A 14,975-nucleotide genomic window follows, 5' to 3' on the forward strand; every position below is an offset into this window, starting at 1 on the left:
GAGTCCCGATGACAAACCTGATGTTGGTCGATCCCCGGCCTGCCGGCCTCGCCAAGCGCATGCCGGGCTGGCTGGTGCCGCAGAAGGATGAGTACCAGTGGGCGCAGATCCTGGTCGCCTACGCCCACCGGAAGGAGGAAGGCCGGTGGCTCGAATACACGCCGTTGCAGCGGCTGATGATGCATCACGGAACGACTTGGCATCGCAGAGACACGGACGTGCTGGACGCCGCGTACTGTCGGCTGCCGCTGTTCGCCGGGCACCTGGCCGCACGCACGCTCCGGCTGGCACTGGAGACACTGCCAGAAGCGGACGGTGACGAGCGTGTCGTCGAACTGGTCGACGCGTTGACGGCAGCGGTGTTCACGCCGATCTCGACGATCGGCCGCAACCTGCAGCCCGGACGGCAAGCTGGCATGGCCCTGTACCGCCACGTGCAGCAGTGGGGGTACAGCGCGCCGGGAATGCCGCCGCTGTTGGAGCTCGCACGGGTGGGCATGGCACATCGGGAGCAGTTCGGTAGGGCAATGCTGCACGTCAACCGGGTGCTGGTGCAAGGGGTGGGTCCGGTCTGGAGCGAGCCTGAGCTGGTCGAGCGGGCAGCCGCAAGCCTGCTGGAGGAGCACGCGATAGCGATCGACTAGCAGGAATGTGGGCGGCCGGCGGCGGGGCGTATCAGCCTCTGTCGCTGGCCGTTTCGCTGTCCTTTCCGGTCCAGGCGATGAACCGCTCCCACATCTCCCCCGCCGGCAACCGCAGCCCATCCCGGAACGCCGCCTCCATCAGCTCCCCCATCCGGGTGGCACCCCGGCCCGGCAGCTTGGCAATCTCTTCCCTGGCCGTGTCGCACGGCCACGGCTTGTCACCGGGACACTTGACGCAGTCCCACGACGGCTGGTGCGGGTCATGCCCGGACACCAGATGCACCACCCCGCGCCGTGTCACGCCGGTTCCTCCGGGGCGAGGACGCGGGGCGGGTTGTCGCGGGTGACCAGCACCGCGCCGCCGGTCCGCAGCGCTTCCCGTACTCCGCCCGGCCACCAGTCGAACAGCGGATGATCAGGGTGGTCGTCGTTGAGCTCGTCGCGGATCGCTGCGAGACGTCGGCCGGCGTCCGGTATGGCCGGGCACACCCCGCCGTCAGCCGGGCAGCGCCAGCACTTCCTATCCGCCCGGTGTGCGGCGAGGATCGCTTCGGATGCTTCGGCGGCGTCGTCGCGGGACACCGGCCCCGGGTCCATGGACGTCACCGGCGGCCACCTCCCGGCACAACGAGGAGTTGCGCGTCGGCGGGCATCAACACCATCGTCTCGGACGGGGTGGACCCGTCGGGCCGATGGCCGAGGGGCGTGACCCACATGGCGACGGCACTTGGGAAACCGTCAGGTGGGTCCGCGACCAGGTGGACCTCGACGATGCCACCGAACAGCGGGATCAAGCTGCCGGCCTGGATGTCCCGAATGTGGGTGAGGGTTTCGACGCCGGTCACCGGTGGGCCGCCGGGTTGCGTCGGTGGTCGTCGGTGGGGGTGTCGGCCGGCGGTGTGGGCTGGGGCTGTTCGGATAGTGCCGCGCCGTCTGCCCAGCAGCCGCGTCGACCGCCGAAGTCGGTGGCCGGGCCGGGACCGACCGGGTCGGGTGTAGGCCGTTTCCAGAATGCCACTCGCTGCCCCTCTCCGTGGTGGGGGTGGGTGCGGCTCCTGCGGCACGGGGGAACCTCAGGTGCCGCACCCACGATCAGGGTGGGGACGTATCAGCGGCGCGAATTTCGGGTGCTGACCACGTTCGCGGCGATACGTCCCCAGTCACGCAAGACGAAACCTGTTCGCCTTGTTATGCCTGTGCTACTTGGCGGCCAAGCCGTACGATGACGGTAATCCGGTATAGACGCCGGCCACAATGGGTCAACCACTTGGCATGCTGTCCGAACAACTCGCCAAGTTCACAGGCCCGGACAGCCCAAGAGGAGGCCGATGAGCACAGTCCTCTACCGCGGCGTCGCCCAAGAGATGCGACGCCACGTCGCCAACCTGCAGCCGGGCACACGGCTGCCACCAGAACACGCCCTCGTCACCAAGTTCAAGGTCAGCCGGGCGACCATTCGCGCAGCGCTCAGGGAACTCGCCGCCGAAGGGCTCATCACCTCCGCACGCGGCCAAGGTTGGGCGACCCGCAGCCAGAACCTGCTCCAATGGGTGGCGTCCACCCCGGAGCGGAACACCGCAACCGACGTCACCCCCGCCGACTCGTGGTCCAACGGCATCCGCCACCAGGGCCGCGACCCGCAGGAGCAGATCCGCACCGAAACGCTGCTCGCAGACGGGCAGATCGCTGACCTCCTCGAAGTCGACCCTGGGACGCCGGTGCTCGCACGCAGGCGGCTCCGCTGGGTCAACGAGCAGTTGCACACCACCGCCGACACGTACTTCCCGTTGGGGATCGTCGCCGGCACCCCGATCGAGTTGCCGGCGCACGTGCGGCCAGGCACATACGCGGTGATGGAAGCGGCCGGGCACGGGTGGCGCACCTACCGGGACCGGCTCCGGGCACGTCCACCGACAGCAGATGAAGCTGACCTGTTCATGCTGGGTGCCGGTGTGGCGGTGCTGGAACACGTGCGCGTCAGGCGCACAGCAGACGGCCGGGTCGTCGCCGTGATGGTCACGGTGCTGCCCGGTGACCGGAACGAAACCATCTACGAAGGAGACGAACGATGACCACCGCGACCATGCTCGGAACGCTGCTGCTCGACCATTCCGAGGAGCAGCAGGGCAGTGACCTGCCGCAGATGTGGGCTCGGCCCGCTGGGACGCCGCTGCGGAACGACGGGATCTGGCATCACTGGATGCAGTCCGGTGTCGTGTACCGAGTCGCGTACGACGGGGTGGGCTGGCGGGTCACCGGTGACACGTGGACCGACCGGAGCCACGTGTACCGGCTGATTGAAGCGATGGACGGCCAGTTCGTCGGCGCGTTGCCGACCGGCGGCGGGATCGTCGTGTTGCAGGAGGGTTCGGCGTACGAGCTGCGGGAGCAGGGGCCGGCGTCGGGGGTGTGGGAGTTGCACCGGCTCTGACGTGTGGGTGTGGAGCGGCCCCGGCAGCGTTGGTGCTGCCGGGGCCGTTTCGTGTGTTCAGGCGCCGATGGAGAACCGGTGAGCGATCCAGTCGTCGGCGCGGACCTCTACCCGCTGGGACGGCCGACCGGATGGCCACGCCCATACGACGATCCCTGCGGCGTCCGTTGGCTTGCTGTCGGGGTCGGCCATCAGATCGGCAAGCCGGATCTCGGCGACGTGCCGGGCGTCGCGGCCGTGCCAGTGAGGGCCGGTGGCGATTACGTCGCCGTGTCGGTGGGCGAGCCACCGGTATGGTGCTCCCTCGGCTGCGTCCGGGTTGACACCGCCACGTCGCCGCCACTCTGCGACGTTCACCGCCGGGACCGCCGTCGGCGAGACCTGACCCGTCGGGGACGCCCCCACCAGCGTCCATACCCCGACAGGACGATGACTGTCGCGGTCGCGCCGACAGCGGCACCCTTCGCGTTGGTGCCGAACACCAGCATCAGCACTGCTGCGGCGGCCATCCAGACAACTCCGTTGATGACGAGTTTCCAGCCGTTGCGTCGCCACCACTTCGACCACGCCGACCGGGGCCGGGCAACCGGTTTGCCGGGCATCCAGCCGGGGTTGCCGCGTGCTGTTTCGCGGGCCTGCCGCTGCTCGATGGCCTGCCACGGCGGGATTCTGGTCAGGTTGTTCCGGTTGTGGTCGATGTTGTACAGCGGCTGCCGTTGGCGGATGTGTGTCTGCTCGGCCCGGTCCAGTTGACCGTCGGACCACGCCTGGTGTTCGGCGATCACGTAGGCGGTGCCGACGATCGTGTCAGCCCACGGCTGCTCCTCGCGGTGCTGCCGCTCGCGTGCGGCGAGCTGCTGCCGGGTTTTGCCGACGTAGCCGAGCACCACCTGCCCCGTGTGTGGGTGGATGACGTTGATGCCGTAGACGATGCCGCGGCGGCGTACCGGTCGGGCACGGGATGGTGGGCGTTGCCGGGGGATGCGGCGGGTTGAGGCGGTCACCGGCGGTCCTGTCAGATATCGCCGAGACGGACGCCGACGACGGTCGCACCAGCCGGCACCGTGTTGATGCGCTGCACCACAGTGGTGTGGCGGCCAGCGGTGGCCAACTCAACGAGGACCTGCAGCAGAGCGGCGGCTTGGTCGGCTTGGCCGTTGTTGGCCAGGTTGACCAGGATGTTGAGGGCGGCGTGGTGGTCGCCACGGTCGAGGGCGGTCGCGAACGTTTCCGGCTGGGGGTTGTTGGGCACGGTGGATCTCCGATCGTGGTGGTGGGTGGGAGCTAGCCGACGGTGATGGTGAAGGTGATGCCGGGGCTGGTCGCGGAGACGCCGGGGCAGGCGTCGCCGTTGCAGTAGGGCGAGTTGCAGTCGACGCACAGGCCGTAGCTGTGGTTCATACGGTGGCATCCCTTTTGCTCACAGGTGACGCACCCACGTTCGGCCTCCCACTGCTGCCACTCCTCGATCGTTCGGGCGTTGCTGGGTATCGGCCGGTAGGTGTCGGTCGGCTGGGCCGGCTTCTTGCTAAACAGGCGCATCGCGCTTCTCCGTTTCTGCCGGCGGTCTGCCGGTCTCCGCAGCAGCCCGACTACAGACGCGGGCGGGCTGCCACAGGGATCATCAGATGGCTAGCGCTGGATGTTGACGCTGCTGCCGGAACCGATCGCGCCGATGCCGCTAACACGGATGCCGATGTGAGTGTCGGGGCCGGTGTAGTGCGGGTCGTACACCTGGGTGCCGCAGCCGCAGGTACCGGACGCGAACCCGGCTTCAGGGTCGGCGTTGAGGACCGTCCAGTTGTTGTTTTCGCCGCATTTCGGGCAGGTCAGAATGGCCATGGTTGGGTCCTTTCAGGGGTTGGGTGGGTTGCCGAGACGGTCAGCGTCTCGGGGTCTTGCAGTTCTCGCAGGTCACCCGATCGGGTGGGTCGTTCTAGGTGCGGACCTTGTCGTTGATCAGGTCGAGTTGGCTGAACGGCAGCCATGTTGTAGGCCACCGTCGGCAGGTCGGCCTGACCAACGACTGCGGCACCGGCCGCGAACACCAGCCCGGCCACAGTGAGCACACCTTGGGCTTTGCTGTCGACCCGCACCAGCTCGGCATGGGCCTGCTCGATCAGCCGGTCCACGTTGTCTTGCATGAATGTCTCCTCGTGGTCAGACACGAGCTGAGTCCAGCTCGTACAAGCCGTTACGAATCCTGCGGAGGGTGCCGTCCTCCACCAGGCCGGTCAGCAGCGTCCGGACCGTGCTCTCCGGGATCCGGCCGCCGATCTCGGCCATCAGCGCGTCACGCGTGATCAGACCGCGGTCGTCGACCGCAGCCCGTGCGGCGTCGAGGATTTCGACGCGACGCGACGCCTGCTGTCTCGGCTGCTGGCCGCCCTGCGACTGTCCGGGCAGGCTGCCGGTGACCACCTCGATCTGCGCCGCGCTGACCGCAGCCTGCTCCAGCAACTCCAACGCCTTACCGCCAGACAACAGATCTGCGTCCGATCGGCCCGCGAGCACGGCACGTTTGGCGCGTTCCTTCCGGTCCCCCCACAGCGGGCCGGACTCCATCTGCGCTTCCAGGCCGAACACTCCTGGGGACAGCGTCGACTGGCCTTCGTAGTCGACCAGCCAAACGTCCATGTTGTCGCCGGTCCAGTAGGCGCGGCCGTACACGTCGCGGCCGTTGACGCCTTGTACGAACATCAGCCCGGCGGTCGGGTCCCCGGCGGCGCAGGTGTTCTTGCCCCACTTCACCGGCAGCTCGGTGGGGTCGATCGGGCAGTCGCCGTCGGTCGCGGACCGGCCGGCGATGTCCGTCATCGCCCGGAAGATCAGCGACTGGCCTGCCTTCAGCTGCTCCTTGATGTAGGTGGAGCCGCCCAGGTTGTAGGCGGCCGGGATCTGGGTGATCAGCCGCATCTTGATGCCGCACTTACGGCCCTGCCCGACCAGCTTCTCGACCAACTCCAGGATGGTCGGGTCGTCGATATACGACTGGACCTCGTCGAGGGTGAGGACCAGCAGCGGCATCGCCGTGCTGGCCTGCCACGTCTTGATGTTGTTACGGGCCAGCTCGTCGTTGCGGCGGTACATCTCCTTCAACGCCGCCAACAACAGGAAAGTGATCTCGGTCTTGTCGCGGGCAAACCAATCGACTGCGTCCTTGAGCGCCCCGTACGACTGGCCGCCCTGCGGGTCACCAACCCAGTCGATGACCAACCCTTGCGAGTGCAGCGACGCCAGCAGCAGCTGCGCCACCAACTCGGACTTACCGGAGCCGGTGCAGCCGGAGATCAGATCATGGGCGGCTCCGCCCTTGGTCCACCACTGGTAGTGGATCGGGTCGCCGTCGTCGAACGGGCCGACCGTGGACCGGCCCCGCTTCCAGTCCGACGCACCGGGTCCCGGCCACATCTTGGTCTCGGCGAGCACATTGTCCGGTTGGACGCGCACCCAGGCGACGCTCAGGTCGGCTTCGTCGGCGGTGAAACTGACGTCGGCGTAGGTGCAGTGGTAGGCGGCGGCGATCCGGCCGCGCAGGGTAGGACGCTGTTCCCTCATGTTGATGGTGCCGGCCTGCTTCGCGACGACTTTCGCGACCCAGTTCGGCAGGCGGGTGCGGGACTCGGCGTTGACGTCGCAGCCGGGCAGGCGTTGGAAGTCGATGAGTTCGGTGCCGGACAGCGGCCCGCCGGGGCAGCCGATCCTGGTTGCCCACGTCGACACAGCCTCCACCTCGACGGGGTCGATCTGCACGTCTGCCTGGTCGGCTGCGGCCTGCACATCAACCTTCACCGCCGGGGTGTCGTTGGCGGGGGTGGTGGTGCCGCGGTTGCGGCGTTCTTCGACGGCAGCCCACCACGGCACCGACCCGGCCGCCCAGCGGAGCATCCCTGCGGCGGCCACGGCCCGGCCGGGCCACGTCGACAGGTCGGTGCCCGAGAGAACGGTCGCCCACACGCCGGCCTCTGCGCCGAGCATCCCGGCGGCCCGTGCCCGGCGGCGGATCTCTTCGACCCGGCGGCCCTTCTTCTGCCCTTTCTCGATACGGCGGTGCTTGACTGCGTCGGCGGTGAGCTGCTGCCGGCGTGCCCACCAGGCGGCAGACGCCAGAGCGGGCGCAGTCAACGCGACCTCAAGGGGGCTGAGCTGGGCCAGCGCCAATGCCGTGTCGGCGACAGCTGCCGCGGCAGGGATCGCCCACGGTGCCGCCGCCCGGCCGTACATGCGCCACACGTCGGCGGCGACCGCGCCGGGCCGTGACGGTTCCTTCACCTCGGCGAGCCGGTTGCCGTGGTCCTGGCAGTGGACCCGCTGGTCGGACAGCAGCCACATCGTGGTGGGGCAGCGTTCCTTCCCGCCGCCGTTGACAACCCGCTGGTGGGTGCACTGGTGGCGGCGGTGCGGGGTGCGCTGGTCGTCACCGTCGACGGGCACCTCGTACGGCATGCCGTGTTTACGGCCAGACTGGTCGATGTACCAGTTCTGCATCTTGGCCGCGCCGGCTGGCGGCGGGACGTGTGCCCCGCCGCCGTGGTGGTTCCGCCCTGGTGCCGGCGCGTTCGGCAGCGGCGCCGGGCGGTGCGTCGTCACTGCCACGGTCGAACTCCTTCTCTGATCCCGGTGTTGGTGGGTTAGCTGTTGATGCGGTTGAACTCGCGGCGGATCTGGCCGATGACCGCGCTGACTTCGGCGTCGCAGGAGGTGACCGCGTGCTTGGCAGCGGCGGTGGCCTCCGCGGCGGTGGCGATCGCCGCGACGACCCGCGAGTTCTGGGACATCTGGACGGTGCCGATGGTCTGCTCGCCGAGGGCGGCGGCACCGTTGACGATGCGGGTCAGTTCGGCGACGTAGGCGGCGGTGGCGGCGGCCAGGCGGCGCTGCAGAGCGTTGGCGGCTTCGGCGCCGGAGACGACGCCGGTGACGACGGTGACGGCGTTGCCGGGGCGGGTGTCGAGTGCGTTGCTCATCGGTCCTCCAAGTTGTGCGGGTTTCGGCGATGCCGGCTGGTGGGGTGGGTCGGTGAGGATGGTGGCGGTGACCCGAATGGGTGGCCGCTGCTGTTCGCCGGCTGCGGGTTCGGGATCCGGTTCGGGTCGAGGTGGTGGAGGGCTGTCGTCGGTGGGTTTGCTGTGGTCGGGGCCGTCGAGGTCGATGTCAACGTCTTCGTGGCCCGGTGTCAGGTCGGGTTCTGGTACCGGCCTGCGCCCGTCAACCTGCTGCCCGTCGGCGGTGTCACCGGTGCTGGTGTCGTACAGGTGGCGGTCCCGCAGCGGGCGTGCCCGCCACCTGTCGGCGTAGTAGTCGGTTTCGGTGTCGATGCGGTCCCGGACCCGTGCCCACCAGCCCTTCGCAGACTCATCCCCCGCCGCGTCCGGATCGGCGTCGGTGTTGACGCCGTCGGCAGTCTTGCGGATACGGCCAGCGACCCGCTTCGCCTCTTTGTCGACCCAGTAGTCCCGCCACACGTTGCCGGCGTACTGGCGGAACGCGCCGCCGGTGGCCGGGTCGACCCCGGCGTCGATGAGCCGCTGCCGGCGGGCCGCCGCCTCCGGGGACTCCTCCCCCCGGCGGGCGTAGCTGAACTCGCGAACGGCTTCGCCGACGAGGCCGGGTGCCCGTTGCAGGAATGCCCACAGCGCGAACACCGTGACGATGGCGGAGAACGGGTCCACGGGTCAGGCCCCGATCAGCCCGGCGGCGTTGGAGGACACCAGCGAGCCGGGCAGCAGCAGCAGGTCGAACAGTGCGCCGACGGGTCCGCCGACAGCGGACATGAACGCCGGGGCGAGGATGATGAGGATGAACGCGGTCCAGTCGGGCCGCTTGTCCCACAGGTCGGCGATGATGAAGGCGAGCATCACGAACGAGGCGACGGTGGCGCCGACGACGGTGATGCCGGTGGCGGAGCTGATGTCGGTGGCGATGCCGACGCCACCGATGTACGCCATGGCCCAGGCGACCCAGGCGTAGTAGCGGCGGGCCTTGCCGTCCTTGAGGCGCTTGGTGAGGACGTACTGGGTGGTGAGGGCGATGATGACCAGCGCCGCTCCGATGCTGATTTCGACTCCGGACATGGGTTAGCTCCTTCCGAGCAGGGTGTGGGCGACGGTGGTCGCGGTGAGTGCTGTGATGGCGATGTACAGGCCCCACCGGCGGGTGGGGCGGGTAGCGGCCCACCGCAGCGGCCCGGTCAGGGCGGTGGGCGCGGCCAGGATGAGGGCGAACATGAGCAGCCGGTCGGTGGCGTTGGAGATCCGCCACAGCACGGTCAGCGGGCCGGCGTTGCCGGGGACCCGTCGGGGGTCGACCTTGGATGTTTTCCAGGTGTCGGCGAGTGAGGCGGGTTGGGCGGTCCACACCCACCAAGTACGGGCCGCAGCCCGGATTCCGGTCCACAGTTGGCATGCACGCTGGGTGACGGGTAGTCTCGGGGGCGCGCGCGCGGGCGCAGCCGGGCTGTCCCCGGTGGCCGCCCGGGGGGTGTCGAGGTTTCGAGTTTCACTGTCGGTGACGGTCACTGGGTTCTTCCTTTCGTTCTCGCGTCTTCCAGTTCATCGATGAGTTTCTTTACGGCGTTGGTTGTCTCGGCGATCCGGTCGGCGTGCCAGGCCGCTGATACCAGCCAGTGGCAGTAGGCCCAGAGCTTGCTTTTCGGCGTCTCCGCCTGCCCGATTCGGGCGGTATGCCAGGTTCTACGGCTGACCGCTGGCTTGGTCTTCCGGCCAGCCACCTACACCTCCTCCACCACGGGATGCACCCAAATCCGGCGGGTGCCCGACGGCTTGCCGTGCCCGTCCATCTCCCGAAACTCCAGATGGAATTCGTGCAGGTCAGAGCGGGTTCCACCCGCCCGGAGAGCGGCGCCGATCAGGTGCCGGTTCAGCCGGTTGTAGGTGACCTCGGCGTTGTCCAGGTCGAGCCCGGTCACGAACGGGTTGACCCCGTCGACCTCACGCTCCTTGCGGAACACCTTGATCTCAAACAACTTCGACGCCACTGGATGATCTCCGTTTCTGCAGGTCAGTAGGGGTTGCGGCTGTCGTACCGGGCTTCGGCGACCCGGGCGGCGAGGCCCAGTCCGGCGAGCAGGAACGCGGCCACGACCAGCCAGGTCAGCGTCTCGTGGTCGGTGTACTCGGCCCAGCAGGCAGCCAGGGCGGTACCGGCGGTGGCCACGTACAGGCCGTACATGGCCGGCGTGTACGGGTTCCGGCCCGGCACCACCACGGTCTCGATGGGGTCGGCGGTCGGGGTGGTGTCCCGGACAGCGGTCGCGGGCAGGTCGATGACGGTCACTGGTCGGTCTCCTTCTCGGTGTGCGGCTTGGGTGCGCGGAGGGTTCGCAGGATCTGCGCGGCGTCCTTCGCGGCGACGACGAGCGAACGTGGCTCGGGTTCGCTGCCGGTTGGCGGCGGCAGCGTGCTGTCAGCGGTTGTCATTCGCGGCTTCCTGGTGCGAGTGGTGGTTGTGGCCGTTCACTGCGACGACTGCGAGCTGTTGCGGTGCGGGCAGGGGTGCCATGGGTGGTAGCCCTGCCGGGGCGGTGGCTTCGCGGTTCGCAGCCGGGTTGTCCGGGACGGCGGGTTGCGGGGCCGGCGGGGTGGGCTCAGGCTGGTTCGCTTCGGCAGCGTCGAGTTCGGCGACGATCCTGCGTACGCGGGCCATGTACCGGTTCGCGGTGCCAACCGACACGCGGGCGGCTTTCGCCACTTCACGGTTGGTTCGGCTGGGCTTACGCGAGAGTGCGGCGACGAGCTTGTCGACGGTCTCCTGGGCTTGCGGTCCGAGTGGCTTCTCATCCCCGGTGGGGGTGTCAGTTGGGGTGGTTGCACGGTTGGTGGCCGGGTTGGCTGGCCGGTTCGCAGTGGGCTGCGCGCTGGTGTTGGCGGCGGTGTTGGCTGCCGGCGTTGGGGCGGGTTGGCGGCGTACCGTGGCGGTGAGAGCGGCACGGGCGGCAGGGGTTGCCTTCGCGGCCTCTCCCCCGACGGTGCGAGGGCCACTGCTGCGAGTGGTACCGCCGAGCAGAGTGCCCTTCGCGATGTCCTGTGCGAGGTGCGAACCAGCCAGCTGCGACACCGACTGCGGGTGGGTGCGAACGGCGGTCTCGGGGACCACGTCCGCCCAGTCGTCGAGAAGATCCACCTCAGCGAAGGCCGGTGCCGGGGCGGGCTCGGACGCAGCTTCGATGGCCGGCTGGTCGACAACCGCATCCACCGTCGGCACCGCGCTGCCGACGATCACTTCAGCCTTGCCTGCCGCCCACGGGGCGAGCCCGGCGACAGCCGTCGGCGCGGTCGAGTCCTCCATTCCGTACAGGGCGGCAACGTCGGCGCGGGCACGCTCAAGCTCGGCAGCCCCGTAGCGGGTCATGATCGCCAGCCCGGCGCGGCGCAGACGCCAACGGGCGATGCGCACCAGCGACTTCGATGCACCATCAGTGCGGCAGGTGTGAAGCCGGTACGCGGCAACGGTGTACGCGGCGCGGCGCCGGGACCGGTCGACGTCGTCAACGTCCCGTCGGGTTGGTTCGGCGATCCGCAGGAACACCAGGACCCGTTCCAGGGAGATTCGCAGGGCGATCTTCTTGGTGGGCTTACGGCGGCGGAACTGCTGCAGCTCGCCGACGAGGCCGCGTTCCCAAAGCCAGGCTGCGATGACCGGTGCGATGAGCCGTAGTGCGATGGCACCGAACTCGGTTTCGTGGGTGGCTGCGAGGACGCCAGAGATGATGGCGAGTACCCACACTGCGATGCCGTCGACGTCGATGTCGCGGGTGTCGTCGTCGCTGGGGTTGTTCGCTTCGGCTTCGGCGCGGCGCAGCCGGAAGCGGCGGGACCGGAGGGCTTCGGCGAGCATCGCGATCTCGAAGAATGCGAAGAGGCCGACGAGCAGCGGGAGGCTGCGGACGCCGAGGGTGTCGTGGAAGAAGGCCCACATGCCGGTGCCGGTGACGGCGGTGGCGACGCCGGCTGCGAGGAAGGTCATGGCCTTGTCGCTGGCCCAGGATTCGCGCTTGGGGGTTTCGCGGTTGCGAAGCCGGTTGATGGCGCGGGCGGTGGCGGTGATGAGGAGTGCGACGGCGACGACGGTGATCGCAGCGGCCGTGACGACGAGAAGCCAGGTGGGGATGCCTGCGAACCAGTCTGCGAGGCGTGCGAACGCGCTGGGGGCAGGCGGGGGCGTCCCGGTGTTGCCCGGGTCGTGGATGGCCAGCGTGTGTCCGCTCATGCACCCGACTATACAGGTAGTGCACACGGGACGTCTATACGGGTATGCTGTGAGCGTGTCGTCTAGACGTGTGATCCACACCCAACCCGCCGGAAGGTACGGTGACCGCCATGGCCGCCCCACCTGACCAGCCCGCCTACCGGCGCGTCGCCGACGACATCCGCAACCGCATCCGGTCCGGCGAACTCATCCCAGGGGCACTCATCCCGGCCGAACCCGAACTGCAGGCACGCCACAACTGCTCACGTGGCACCGTGCGCAAGGCCATGAACGTGCTGCAGGCCGAGGGTCTAATCGACACGTTCATGGGCCGCGGTTCGCAGGTCCGGCTACAGCGGCCGATCCGCCGGCTCGACGCCTCCCGATACCGCCTCCGGCCGCAGCGGTCTGGAGGCGGGTTCACCGACGGGGACGTCGAGTGGTCCCACACGGAAACCGTCGCCGACGGTGTCGTCGCCGAACGACTACAGGTGGAGATCGGCACACCAGTGCTGGAACGCCGGTACCTCATCAGGGCGCACGGGGTACCGCAGCAGATGTCCACGTCGTACGTGCTGCTGGATCTGGTGGCTGGCACGCCCGTCGCTGACCTGTCGCGGGAGCCGTGGCCGGGCGGGGTTGTTGAACAGCTCGCTTCGCTGGGGATAGAGGTGACGCAGGTCCGTGAAGAGGTCCGGACCCGGATGCCGTCACCGGAGGAACGCGACGGGCTGCAGATCGCGGTGGCGGTGCCGGTGTTGGCGTTGACCCGGACCATGTTGGCCGACGACCGTCCGGTGGAGGCAGGGGTGGAGATCGTGATCCCTGGTGACCGGGTCGTGCTCGACTACGTGATCGACCTTTGAGCCGCGCCGAGCGCGTTGATGTCCTGATCCTGCGCTAGGGCGACCCGCTGTACGAGCCGGTGATCGGCGGTCTGCGTCGGGACCGGGCGCTGCTGGACCGGATGTGGCGTGAGGCCGAGTCCTGGCTGGATGAGCGCCCGGACAAGACGTGGATCGTCGCGGCGGCCGGCGGCAGGGCGTTGGCGTGGTGCGCCTACCAGCCCGACGAGGGCGGCGGGGTGAAGGCGGTCAACTCGTTTGAGCGGCCGGAGTGCTGGGATGACGACTGGTACGGGGTGGTGTACGCGGTGCGGCACGAGCTGATCCGGGGCCACGAGGCGACGACGTTCGTGTTCGACGAGATTCTGCCGCTGCATGTGTGGGACGGGTGGGTGCCGTTCACGGACGGCTGGTCGGCTGAGCCCGGCGTGCCGTCGCACCACTGGACCGGGTTGCGGCGGGCGGCTGACCTGCCTCGGTGAGGATCGGCGTGGGAGAGACTGTCGGGAACCTGCCCATGTCTAACCCAGGCTCTGACCGGTTGTAGCCGTTACGCTGCCGGCCGTGACTACACGATTTCGTCTACTCCCCCGCATCGGTGCCCTGGTCGCCCTAGCCGTGCTCGCCTCCGGCTGCGACTACCTGAACCAGGATGAGTACGAGGACCGCGTCGAGGCGATCGACGCCGTCTACCAGCAGGGTGTGGAGGTGCGGGCCAAGTTGTTGGAGACCGGCACTGACCTGCCCGATGAGGCTTCCTGCTCGGATGCGTTCTACCGGTTCCGTCTCGACGAGGAGCGGTTCCCTCGGCATGGGGACAGCGCGGAGGCGTTTGCTGAGCTGCGGGAGTTGTCGTTCATCAACGGCTGTCTGGGGCGGCCGAATGATCTGCCGCCGATCCCGCTTCCGGGTGATGTGGTCGAGTCGGGTTCGCCGTCGCCGTCGCCGTCGGGGTCGGTGGTGCCGTGACTGGTTGAGCCGGCCGGGTTGAGCCCTCGCGACCTGATGGTCGCGGGGCTCTGCCGTCGATGCCTTGAACAGGTCAGACGGGTAGAATCGGGGACGTCCAACTACAAAAAGTCGAGCCCGGACGCGGTGTTGGTAGCACCGGCCGGGCTCTTGATCGCCTAGCAGGAGGCGACCCACGATGACAGTACGAGTCTACCCTGTCCGCACGTCTGTGCGACCCGCCGGCAGCCGCTCGTGAGCGGGCATCCTCCGAAGCTTCTCGCCTTGAAGCCGTTCGAGTGGTGCCGGATCATTCGGCGGCTCGACCTGCCAGCTCACCACCGCAAACTCAAGCTCGTCGCGTACACCCTCGCTACCTACGCCGACTTCGAGACCGGGAAGAACGTGCGTCCGGGAGTGAAGCGACTGATGCAGGACACCGGGTACGGCGACCGGTGGGTACGAGAGAGCCTGAAGGTGCTGCGGGACAACTTCCTGCTGTACCGCAGCCAGCGTGGATCCAACACGGGTAAGGCGAACCTTGTGGACATCTACCAGTTGTGTGCGCCGGATGACTGGGAGACCAGGTTCTTGTTGACCGCCGAGGTGGGTGTTGATGGAGGTCCGGACTTGCACGCTCCGGTGTGATGGAGGCCGACCACCGGTACTGGGATGCCGGTGGTCGGCCTCACCACCGGCACTGGAGTGCCGGTACCACCGGTAGTGCAGTGCCGGTACCACCGGCACTGGGATGCCAGACCACCGGCACTGGAGTGCCGCCTACCGACACAAGGACCGAGCCAACTACCGAATCAATCACCGCCTCAACCCTTCCGCCTCCGCTGCGCGTCGGCTGCCCGCTCGCAAGCGAGCGGGTGCGAAGTTTTCGATCTCAACGAA

Annotated in this window: 25 protein-coding genes; 7 read left to right on the top strand and 18 right to left on the bottom strand. The window is 68.5% G+C overall.

The window, feature by feature from the left end:
• Positions 1–8 precede the first annotated feature (8 nt).
• The gene (locus ACXAHD_RS01280; protein WP_475047890.1) at positions 9–644 is read left to right on the top strand and encodes a hypothetical protein; all 636 of its coding nucleotides are present in this window, start codon (positions 9–11) and stop codon (positions 642–644) included.
• 31 nt (positions 645–675) lie between these two features.
• On the opposite strand, the gene ACXAHD_RS01285 is transcribed toward ACXAHD_RS01280, so the two are convergent.
• The 3 genes from ACXAHD_RS01285 to ACXAHD_RS01295 are packed head-to-tail and all read right to left on the bottom strand — an operon-like array spanning position 676 to position 1,489.
• Complete coding sequence (locus ACXAHD_RS01285; RefSeq protein WP_475047892.1) at positions 676–945, bottom strand: hypothetical protein; 270 nt, start codon at positions 943–945, stop codon at positions 676–678.
• A complete protein-coding gene (locus ACXAHD_RS01290) occupies positions 942–1,250 on the bottom strand; it encodes a hypothetical protein (RefSeq protein WP_475047895.1) in 309 nt (102 codons plus the stop codon). Before ACXAHD_RS01290 ends, ACXAHD_RS01285 begins: the two co-directional genes overlap by 4 nt.
• Positions 1,247–1,489, bottom strand: coding sequence for a hypothetical protein (locus ACXAHD_RS01295; protein WP_475047898.1), 243 nt, complete (start codon positions 1,487–1,489; stop codon positions 1,247–1,249). Before ACXAHD_RS01295 ends, ACXAHD_RS01290 begins: the two co-directional genes overlap by 4 nt.
• A 483-nt stretch (positions 1,490–1,972) precedes the next feature.
• Here ACXAHD_RS01295 and ACXAHD_RS01300 point away from each other — a divergent pair, with 483 nt between their 5' ends.
• Both ACXAHD_RS01300 and ACXAHD_RS01305 read left to right on the top strand, forming a co-directional pair.
• Positions 1,973–2,716, top strand: coding sequence for a GntR family transcriptional regulator (locus ACXAHD_RS01300; protein WP_475047900.1), 744 nt, complete (start codon positions 1,973–1,975; stop codon positions 2,714–2,716).
• Positions 2,713–3,075 (top strand): hypothetical protein, encoded by a 363-nt coding sequence (locus tag ACXAHD_RS01305; RefSeq protein ID WP_475047902.1) that lies wholly within the window; start codon positions 2,713–2,715, stop codon positions 3,073–3,075. Before ACXAHD_RS01300 ends, ACXAHD_RS01305 begins: the two co-directional genes overlap by 4 nt.
• Before the next feature lie 57 nt (positions 3,076–3,132).
• Here the strand turns inward: ACXAHD_RS01305 and ACXAHD_RS01310 are convergent, their stop codons facing one another.
• The 15 genes from ACXAHD_RS01310 to ACXAHD_RS01380 all read right to left on the bottom strand — a co-directional run bounded on the left by ACXAHD_RS01310 (position 3,133) and on the right by ACXAHD_RS01380 (position 12,303).
• Positions 3,133–3,432 (bottom strand): hypothetical protein, encoded by a 300-nt coding sequence (locus tag ACXAHD_RS01310; protein WP_475047904.1) that lies wholly within the window; start codon positions 3,430–3,432, stop codon positions 3,133–3,135.
• Positions 3,429–4,079 carry a hypothetical protein gene (locus tag ACXAHD_RS01315; RefSeq protein WP_475047906.1) on the bottom strand — a complete coding sequence of 217 codons (651 nt, stop codon included), beginning with the start codon at positions 4,077–4,079 and terminating at the stop codon, positions 3,429–3,431. The genes ACXAHD_RS01310 and ACXAHD_RS01315 overlap by 4 nt, the downstream gene beginning before the upstream one ends.
• An 11-nt stretch (positions 4,080–4,090) precedes the next feature.
• Positions 4,091–4,327 (bottom strand): hypothetical protein, encoded by a 237-nt coding sequence (locus ACXAHD_RS01320; protein WP_475047908.1) that lies wholly within the window; start codon positions 4,325–4,327, stop codon positions 4,091–4,093.
• 32 nt (positions 4,328–4,359) lie between these two features.
• Positions 4,360–4,617 (bottom strand): hypothetical protein, encoded by a 258-nt coding sequence (locus tag ACXAHD_RS01325; RefSeq protein ID WP_475047910.1) that lies wholly within the window; start codon positions 4,615–4,617, stop codon positions 4,360–4,362.
• Between the two features lie 90 nt (positions 4,618–4,707).
• Entirely contained in the window at positions 4,708–4,917 is a 210-nt protein-coding gene (locus tag ACXAHD_RS01330; protein WP_475047912.1) for a hypothetical protein, read from the bottom strand.
• On the bottom strand, positions 4,905–5,219 hold the full coding sequence (locus ACXAHD_RS01335; RefSeq protein ID WP_475047914.1) for a hypothetical protein: 315 nt from the start codon (positions 5,217–5,219) through the stop codon (positions 4,905–4,907). Before ACXAHD_RS01335 ends, ACXAHD_RS01330 begins: the two co-directional genes overlap by 13 nt.
• Before the next feature lie 16 nt (positions 5,220–5,235).
• On the bottom strand, positions 5,236–7,671 hold the full coding sequence (locus ACXAHD_RS01340; RefSeq protein WP_475047917.1) for a P-loop NTPase family protein: 2,436 nt from the start codon (positions 7,669–7,671) through the stop codon (positions 5,236–5,238).
• A gap of 35 nt (positions 7,672–7,706) precedes the next feature.
• Positions 7,707–8,747: a hypothetical protein gene (locus ACXAHD_RS01345; RefSeq protein ID WP_475047920.1), complete on the bottom strand. Its 1,041-nt coding sequence runs from the start codon at positions 8,745–8,747 to the stop codon at positions 7,707–7,709.
• A gap of 3 nt (positions 8,748–8,750) precedes the next feature.
• On the bottom strand, positions 8,751–9,149 hold the full coding sequence (locus tag ACXAHD_RS01350) for a hypothetical protein (protein ID WP_475047923.1): 399 nt from the start codon (positions 9,147–9,149) through the stop codon (positions 8,751–8,753).
• Between the two features lie 3 nt (positions 9,150–9,152).
• Entirely contained in the window at positions 9,153–9,593 is a 441-nt protein-coding gene (locus tag ACXAHD_RS01355; protein WP_475047925.1) for a hypothetical protein, read from the bottom strand.
• Entirely contained in the window at positions 9,590–9,805 is a 216-nt protein-coding gene (locus ACXAHD_RS01360; RefSeq protein WP_475047928.1) for a hypothetical protein, read from the bottom strand. The genes ACXAHD_RS01355 and ACXAHD_RS01360 overlap by 4 nt, the downstream gene beginning before the upstream one ends.
• The gene (locus ACXAHD_RS01365; RefSeq protein WP_475047931.1) at positions 9,806–10,072 is read right to left on the bottom strand and encodes a hypothetical protein; all 267 of its coding nucleotides are present in this window, start codon (positions 10,070–10,072) and stop codon (positions 9,806–9,808) included. It lies immediately after the preceding gene.
• Between the two features lie 23 nt (positions 10,073–10,095).
• Entirely contained in the window at positions 10,096–10,371 is a 276-nt protein-coding gene (locus tag ACXAHD_RS01370) for a hypothetical protein (protein WP_475047934.1), read from the bottom strand.
• On the bottom strand, positions 10,368–10,514 hold the full coding sequence (locus ACXAHD_RS01375; protein WP_475047937.1) for a hypothetical protein: 147 nt from the start codon (positions 10,512–10,514) through the stop codon (positions 10,368–10,370). Before ACXAHD_RS01375 ends, ACXAHD_RS01370 begins: the two co-directional genes overlap by 4 nt.
• Positions 10,501–12,303 carry a hypothetical protein gene (locus ACXAHD_RS01380; RefSeq protein ID WP_475047940.1) on the bottom strand — a complete coding sequence of 601 codons (1,803 nt, stop codon included), beginning with the start codon at positions 12,301–12,303 and terminating at the stop codon, positions 10,501–10,503. Before ACXAHD_RS01380 ends, ACXAHD_RS01375 begins: the two co-directional genes overlap by 14 nt.
• A gap of 110 nt (positions 12,304–12,413) precedes the next feature.
• On the opposite strand from ACXAHD_RS01380, the gene ACXAHD_RS01385 reads away from it, so the two are divergent.
• The 4 genes from ACXAHD_RS01385 (at position 12,414) to ACXAHD_RS01400 (ending at position 14,723) form a co-directional block, all read left to right on the top strand.
• Positions 12,414–13,148: a GntR family transcriptional regulator gene (locus tag ACXAHD_RS01385; RefSeq protein WP_475047943.1), complete on the top strand. Its 735-nt coding sequence runs from the start codon at positions 12,414–12,416 to the stop codon at positions 13,146–13,148.
• Positions 13,149–13,207: 59 nt separating this feature from the next.
• Complete coding sequence (locus ACXAHD_RS01390; protein ID WP_475047945.1) at positions 13,208–13,609, top strand: hypothetical protein; 402 nt, start codon at positions 13,208–13,210, stop codon at positions 13,607–13,609.
• A gap of 82 nt (positions 13,610–13,691) precedes the next feature.
• Entirely contained in the window at positions 13,692–14,096 is a 405-nt protein-coding gene (locus tag ACXAHD_RS01395; RefSeq protein ID WP_475047948.1) for a hypothetical protein, read from the top strand.
• 264 nt (positions 14,097–14,360) lie between these two features.
• The gene (locus ACXAHD_RS01400; RefSeq protein WP_475047950.1) at positions 14,361–14,723 is read left to right on the top strand and encodes a hypothetical protein; all 363 of its coding nucleotides are present in this window, start codon (positions 14,361–14,363) and stop codon (positions 14,721–14,723) included.
• The last annotated feature ends 252 nt before the right edge of the window (positions 14,724–14,975 follow it).

The organism is Micromonospora sp. ABR4_055 (assembly GCF_056160425.1).

What these genes read in the sequence shown, in the direction of transcription:
- ACXAHD_RS01300 (WP_475047900.1), top strand. Translation starts at nt 1,973, where the DNA reads ATGAGCACAGTCCTCTACCGCGGCGTCGCCCAAGAGATGCGACGCCAC.
- ACXAHD_RS01335 (WP_475047914.1), bottom strand. Translation starts at nt 5,219, where the DNA reads ATGCAAGACAACGTGGACCGGCTGATCGAGCAGGCCCATGCCGAGCTG.
- ACXAHD_RS01350 (WP_475047923.1), bottom strand. Translation starts at nt 9,149, where the DNA reads ATGTCCGGAGTCGAAATCAGCATCGGAGCGGCGCTGGTCATCATCGCC.
- ACXAHD_RS01375 (WP_475047937.1), bottom strand. Translation starts at nt 10,514, where the DNA reads ATGACAACCGCTGACAGCACGCTGCCGCCGCCAACCGGCAGCGAACCC.
- ACXAHD_RS01325 (WP_475047910.1), bottom strand. Translation starts at nt 4,617, where the DNA reads ATGCGCCTGTTTAGCAAGAAGCCGGCCCAGCCGACCGACACCTACCGG.
- ACXAHD_RS01280 (WP_475047890.1), top strand. Translation starts at nt 9, where the DNA reads ATGACAAACCTGATGTTGGTCGATCCCCGGCCTGCCGGCCTCGCCAAG.
- ACXAHD_RS01380 (WP_475047940.1), bottom strand. Translation starts at nt 12,303, where the DNA reads ATGAGCGGACACACGCTGGCCATCCACGACCCGGGCAACACCGGGACG.
- ACXAHD_RS01385 (WP_475047943.1), top strand. Translation starts at nt 12,414, where the DNA reads ATGGCCGCCCCACCTGACCAGCCCGCCTACCGGCGCGTCGCCGACGAC.
- ACXAHD_RS01330 (WP_475047912.1), bottom strand. Translation starts at nt 4,917, where the DNA reads ATGGCCATTCTGACCTGCCCGAAATGCGGCGAAAACAACAACTGGACG.
- ACXAHD_RS01305 (WP_475047902.1), top strand. Translation starts at nt 2,713, where the DNA reads ATGACCACCGCGACCATGCTCGGAACGCTGCTGCTCGACCATTCCGAG.